This is a genomic window from Thermoanaerobacter sp. A7A, assembly GCF_000445185.1.
GTDB lineage: Bacteria > Bacillota > Thermoanaerobacteria > Thermoanaerobacterales > Thermoanaerobacteraceae > Thermoanaerobacter.
In genome coordinates, this window is record NZ_AVAF01000047.1 from 1 (window position 1) to 5,733 (window position 5,733).

5 protein-coding genes and 1 pseudogene are annotated in these 5,733 nt (G+C 32.7%); all 6 read left to right on the forward strand.

Translation table 11 applies throughout. The features are described 5' to 3' along the window. The first annotated feature begins 90 nt into the window (after positions 1-90). A complete protein-coding gene (locus M663_RS0103025) occupies positions 91-546 on the forward strand; it encodes a hypothetical protein (RefSeq protein ID WP_029687882.1) in 456 nt (151 codons plus the stop codon). A 234-nt stretch (positions 547-780) separates the two neighbouring features. Then, on the forward strand, positions 781-1,905 hold the full coding sequence (gene ugpC, locus M663_RS0103035) for a sn-glycerol-3-phosphate ABC transporter ATP-binding protein UgpC (protein ID WP_029687883.1): 1,125 nt from the start codon (positions 781-783) through the stop codon (positions 1,903-1,905). Between the two features lie 403 nt (positions 1,906-2,308). After that, positions 2,309-3,361: a helix-turn-helix domain-containing protein gene (locus M663_RS0103040; RefSeq protein ID WP_004400488.1), complete on the forward strand. Its 1,053-nt coding sequence runs from the start codon at positions 2,309-2,311 to the stop codon at positions 3,359-3,361. A 6-nt stretch (positions 3,362-3,367) separates the two neighbouring features. Then, positions 3,368-4,054, forward strand: coding sequence for a cell division ATP-binding protein FtsE (gene ftsE, locus M663_RS0103045; protein ID WP_029687884.1), 687 nt, complete (start codon positions 3,368-3,370; stop codon positions 4,052-4,054). Then, the gene (gene ftsX, locus M663_RS0103050; protein ID WP_029687885.1) at positions 4,038-4,931 is read left to right on the forward strand and encodes a permease-like cell division protein FtsX; all 894 of its coding nucleotides are present in this window, start codon (positions 4,038-4,040) and stop codon (positions 4,929-4,931) included. Before ftsE ends, ftsX begins: the two co-directional genes overlap by 17 nt. A 22-nt stretch (positions 4,932-4,953) precedes the next feature. Then, positions 4,954-5,697 (forward strand): annotated as a pseudogene (locus M663_RS0103055) (metalloendopeptidase); the annotation flags it as partial. Positions 5,698-5,733 lie beyond the last annotated feature (36 nt).

Below are 5,733 nucleotides of genomic sequence, written 5' to 3' on the forward strand. Positions count from 1 at the left end.
GTTGTTACTTCGGTTTCAAACATCGCAATTAGCTTAAAAAATTTTTTATTAGAGATTAAAAATGGGTAAACTAAATAAGAGGTGGTATAAATGCCATGGATAATAACTTTCATAGTTTCATGGATTATTTTCTTTTTGTTAGTTGATTGGAGATATATAAAATATACTGTATGGGGAGGCCTATTAGCTTTAAGTTTTCAACTTGTTGTAGATGAAATTGCAATTGGTCTTAATCTTTACGATTTTTCTAATGTTGTTATTAAAATTTTTAATTCAAGTTTATTTTTTACTTTTGGTGCACCTTTTTGCATAGGAGTATTGTATGCACAAACATATCCTAGAAATAATATTTTGCGCTTTATAAATGTGATTGTTTTAACCGCACTATTTTTTGTAATGGAATATTCATTAGTGCATATAGGGGTACTAAAATATCTTCACTGGCATTATTTATATAGTCTAATTATAGACGTGGCAGCACTTTTGGCCTTAGGGAATCTCATCACTATTTTTAAATTATCCCCGGGGATGAGGAGGGGGAAATAGTGAAACTATATGTTTTTTTGAGTTTGATTGCTATTGATGGGGTATTGGTATTCTTATGGTTTAATTTTTTAAATAAAATTCAAAAAAAAGAGGGTTAAAGAAAAAAATACCTACTATTGTAGATATATTGTACAAAAATTTGTGCTAAATATCATATTTATTGACGATAGTAAAGAAGAAGAAATAGTATTATAATAAAAACATCAAACGTTTTCTAATAGGGGGAATCTAAAAATGGCTGATGTTGTACTCAAACATGTTTACAAAGTCTATCCAGGCGGTGTTACCGCAGTTAAAGATTTTAATCTAGAAATTCAGGACAAAGAGTTTATAGTATTGGTTGGACCTTCTGGCTGTGGTAAAACTACAACATTGAGAATGATAGCAGGGCTTGAGGAAATATCTCAAGGCGAACTTTATATTGATGGCAAACTTGTGAATGACGTGCCACCAAAAGATAGGGATATCGCAATGGTATTCCAAAACTACGCTCTTTATCCTCATATGACAGTGTATGACAATATGGCTTTTGGTCTTAAACTTAGAAAGGTTCCAAGAGCGGAGATTGATAGAAAAGTAAAAGAAGCAGCTCGAATTTTAGGATTGGAAGAATACTTAAACAGGAAACCAAAAGCTTTGTCAGGTGGACAAAGACAGAGGGTTGCATTGGGGCGTGCTATTGTCCGCAATCCAAAAGTATTCTTGATGGATGAACCTTTGTCCAACTTAGATGCAAAATTGAGAGTACAAATGAGAACCGAGCTGGCTAAACTACACGATAGATTGCAGACGACTTTCATATATGTTACCCACGACCAAACAGAAGCTATGACAATGGGTACAAGAATAGTAGTTATGAAGGATGGAGTTATTCAGCAAGTAGATAAACCTCAGACTATTTATGATTATCCAAATAATTTATTTGTTGCTGGATTTATTGGAAGTCCTCAAATGAACTTTATTGATGCAAGATTAGAGAATAAGAATGGCAAAGTATATGCTACTTTTAAGGGATTCAGCATTTTGGTGCCAGAAGGGATTTTAAAGAGATTAAAAGATCCAAGCTACGTTGGAAAAGAAATTGTGCTAGGAATAAGGCCAGAAGATTTGCATGACGAAGAAGTGTTCTTGGAAGCATATCCAGAGGCTGTAGTTGAAGCAAAAGTAGAAGTTACAGAGCTAATGGGTCCAGAGACATATCTATATTTGGATGTGAATGGTGTTCCATTGACAGCAAGAGTAGATCCAAGAACAAGGGCAAAAGCAGGAGACGTAATTAAAATAGGATTTGATATAAATAAATTGCACATGTTTGATAAAGAAACAGAAATGTCAATTTTGAATAGAGTAATAAGCTAAAAGGCGGTTATTCCGCCTTAGACTGTAGACAAACTTTTTATATAACATGTTAGCATTTTGCATAAGTGTAGCGACTTGATAGAGCAGTAACTAAACTTAGCGAGGCTGAGAGGCGAAAGCGGGGCCGAAGCCAAGGAAGGCGGAGGCGGGCACTAAGTCAAGGATGACGAATGTGCCCGGAACCCCGCTTGAGCCCGAGGGCGAGCGATAGTTTAGTCTGCGATATCACCGGAGCGAACGATGCAAAATGCTAACAACGATAATTAGTTTGCCAGCAAACTGAGGCGGTTATTCCGCCTTTTATTTTTTGTGTCAAAATACCACATAAATTTACATTTGCCTATTATTTCTTCTAGGAAATAGTGTATAATTATTGTATACTATAAAGTAAGGTGGTATGAAAATGATCGGCTATGACCTTATAAAAAAGGTAGCCTACGATATTCAAAAAAATATTCAAATGCCAATATATATAATAGATAAGTCCGGAAATTTAATTTACGGCGACAAAGATTTTTTTGAAAAAAAAGCAGGATTTTTAAAGATAAATGTAGAATATATTGATGAAAAAGAGATATATGAAGTAGGGGAATTTATATGCTATAACATATTTTACAATGATGTTCTCTTTTTTACTATCGCTTTAGAAGGAAAAGATGAACAATCAAAAAAAGTGCTTTATCTAATTTCTCTAATTTTTGAACAATTGCTGCAGAAATATAATAGAGAAGAGTTTTTGATAGAGGCTTTAACAGGTAAATTAAGCGTAAATTTAGTGTCGTATTATGCTGAAAAATATAAAATAAATAAGAATGTGAAATACACAGTAGCAATTGTCGAATCGAATAATGAAATAGACGATGCGATAAAAATAATTACCAACATTTTTGATAAAGGTAATTTATATACTGTAAAATTTGATGATAAAAGATTTGCAGCGATATTTTCTTACAAAGGAAATAACTCTTTAATAGAACTTTATAAAACTATGAAAGATATGATAGAATCTGAAGGCTATATGAAAGTAAAAATAGCCAGTTCTTCTTCCTTTGTGCCAATTGAGGATATACATATCGCCTATAGGGAAGCAGAGACAGCCTTACTTATTGGTAAAAAATTGGAAGATGAAAAAGGAATATATATTTACGAAGATTACAGCTTTGCAGAAATTTTATGGGGAATTGACATAGAAAAAGTAAATAATTTTATTAAGAAAAGAAATATTGATTTTGGTATTTTCAAAGATGAGGAATTGATACAAACCTTAAATGCTTTTTTTAGAAATAGTCTAAATTTGAGTGAGACTGCCAGAGAGTTATACATCCATAGGAATACATTAGTTTATAGACTTGATAAAATTTTTAAAATGACAGGCCTGGATGCTAAGAATTTTGATGATGCTGTCCTGTTAAAGACGATCATGACTTTGACAAAATTATACGATATTCCGAGGTGAGAAAATTTGATAAAGTTTATAAATGTATCTAAAAGATACAATAAAGATATAATTGCTCTTTCAAATATTAGTTTTGAAATTGAAAGTGGAGAATTTGTATTTATTGTTGGGCCTAGTGGTGCAGGTAAATCAACTTTAATTAAATTATTGCTAAAAGAGGAAGAACCTACTTCTGGCAGTATTGTGATTAATAAAAAAGATATAACAAAACTTAAAAAGCGGGAGATACCTTATTTGAGAAGGAGTATGGGGGTAGTTTTTCAAGATTTTAGATTGCTTCCTAATAAGACAGTTTTCGAAAATGTTGCATTTGCTATGGAAGTTGTAGGGGCCTCTCCTAAAGAGATAAGGAGAAGAGTTCCGATGGTGTTATCACTAGTTGGGCTTAGTGATAAAGCGGACAAGTATCCTAGGCAGCTGTCTGGTGGAGAACAGCAAAGGGTTTCTTTAGCAAGAGCTATTGTAAATGAACCTTCTATTCTTATAGCAGACGAACCTACAGGGAATCTGGATCCTGATACTTCCTGGGAAATTGTAAAACTTATATCTGAAATAAATAAAAGAGGTACTACAGTTGTTATGGCCACCCATGCAAAAGACATAGTAGATGCAATGAAAAAAAGAGTAATAGCGCTGGAAAAAGGAAACATAGTACGAGATGAAGCAAGGGGTGCTTATGGATATGCTCTTTAGAAATTTAAAATATTTTTTAAAAGAAGGTTTTAGCAATTTAGCAAGAAATAGGCTTATGACAATAGCTTCTATAACTTCTGTAATGGCAGCAATGCTTATTTTAGGTTTGTTTCTTGTTATTATTTTAAATGTTAATAGTTTGACTAATCAGGTGGAATCTCAATTAGAACTTAAAGCGTTTTTAAAAGATAATATTTCTGAGCAACAAGTTACCCAGATAGGCAATGATATAAAAAAAATACCCGGCGTTACTTCGGTAGTTTTTGAATCTAAAGAAGAGGCTTTACGAAAATTTAAACAACAATTAGGAGATAAAAGCTATTTAGCAGAAGGCTTGGAAAAAGATAATCCTCTTCCTCAATCTTATATAGTAAAAGTGAAAGATGCTGGTTTGATGAAAGATATTTCAAACGAGATAAAGCAAATAAATGGGGTTGACAAGGTGAGTTATGGGCAAGATGTTGTAGATAAGCTTCTTGGAATTATAAAGATAATAAGGATAGTGGGGCTTTCCATTATATTTATTCTCTTTATAATTTCAATTGTCATAATTTCTAACACAATAAAATTGGGGGTTTTTGCAAGGAGAAGAGAAATCAACATAATGAAGTATATTGGAGCGACTGATTGGTTTATACGATGGCCCTTTTTGATTGAAGGTGTAGTATTAGGACTGGTAGGTGCCTTGTTATCAGTTGCACTATTAGTTTTAATTTATGGATATGTGCTTGATATTATTAATAATAAATTAATAGTGTTTCAACTATTGCCATTAGAAAAAATAGTAGGGGACATTTTGGTGTATTTTTCTGTAATTGGTGCAATAATTGGAGCTTTAGGAAGTGGACTTTCAATTAAAAGGTTCTTGAATGTGTAAAATTTACAAGGGGGAAATAGCATTGAGAAGATATAGGTGGAAATGGCTACTCTTTGTGGTTGTATTTCTCTTTACAGTACTCTTTACATCCTATCCAAAAGCAGACCAGCTTCAAGATGCTAAAAACAAATTAAATCAAATTCAAAAATCTATAACCGAGACTAAAAAGAAGAAGGAAGAAATAATTAATCAAAAAAATGATATTGCCGCTCAAATAGCAGATTTAGATAAAAAACTTAATGCTACACAGCAAGAATTAGCAAATGCACAAAAACAATTGTCTGATATTACTGCAAAACTTAACAAAACGCGCAAAGAATTAGAAGCGGCCAAACAAAAGGAAAATACCCAGTTCCAAACAATGAAGGAGCGCATAAGGGCTATATACATAAGTGGAGAATGGGGATATTTAGATGTGCTTCTTGGTGCCAAAAATTTTGGAGATTTTATAACACGATTGGATATTGTAAAACGCATAGTAGATTTTGATGCAAACTTATTTGAATCCTACAAGCAACAAAGAGAAGTTATTGAACAAAAAGAAAAAGAATTAGCACAAATGCAAACAGAAGTGCAAAGTTATAAAAACCAAATAGTTTCTCGACAAAGGGAATTACAAGTAGCTATGGCCTCGCGGGAAGGTTTAATGAGAGATTTAGAGAGACAGCAAAAACTATATGAACAACAGGAAGACGAGTTACTGCAACAATCAAAACAACTAGAAACAGTTATTCAACAATTACAAGCGAAGTCAAAAATTAAATTCATTTCTCAAATTAATTTAGCCCAAAACCGATAAAAT

Excerpts from the sequence above, each read along its gene's own strand:
- M663_RS0103025 (WP_029687882.1), top strand. The coding sequence starts at position 91 with ATGCCATGGATAATAACTTTCATAGTTTCATGGATTATTTTCTTTTTG.
- ugpC (WP_029687883.1), top strand. The coding sequence starts at position 781 with ATGGCTGATGTTGTACTCAAACATGTTTACAAAGTCTATCCAGGCGGT.
- M663_RS0103040 (WP_004400488.1), top strand. The coding sequence starts at position 2,309 with ATGATCGGCTATGACCTTATAAAAAAGGTAGCCTACGATATTCAAAAA.
- ftsX (WP_029687885.1), top strand. The coding sequence starts at position 4,038 with ATGGATATGCTCTTTAGAAATTTAAAATATTTTTTAAAAGAAGGTTTT.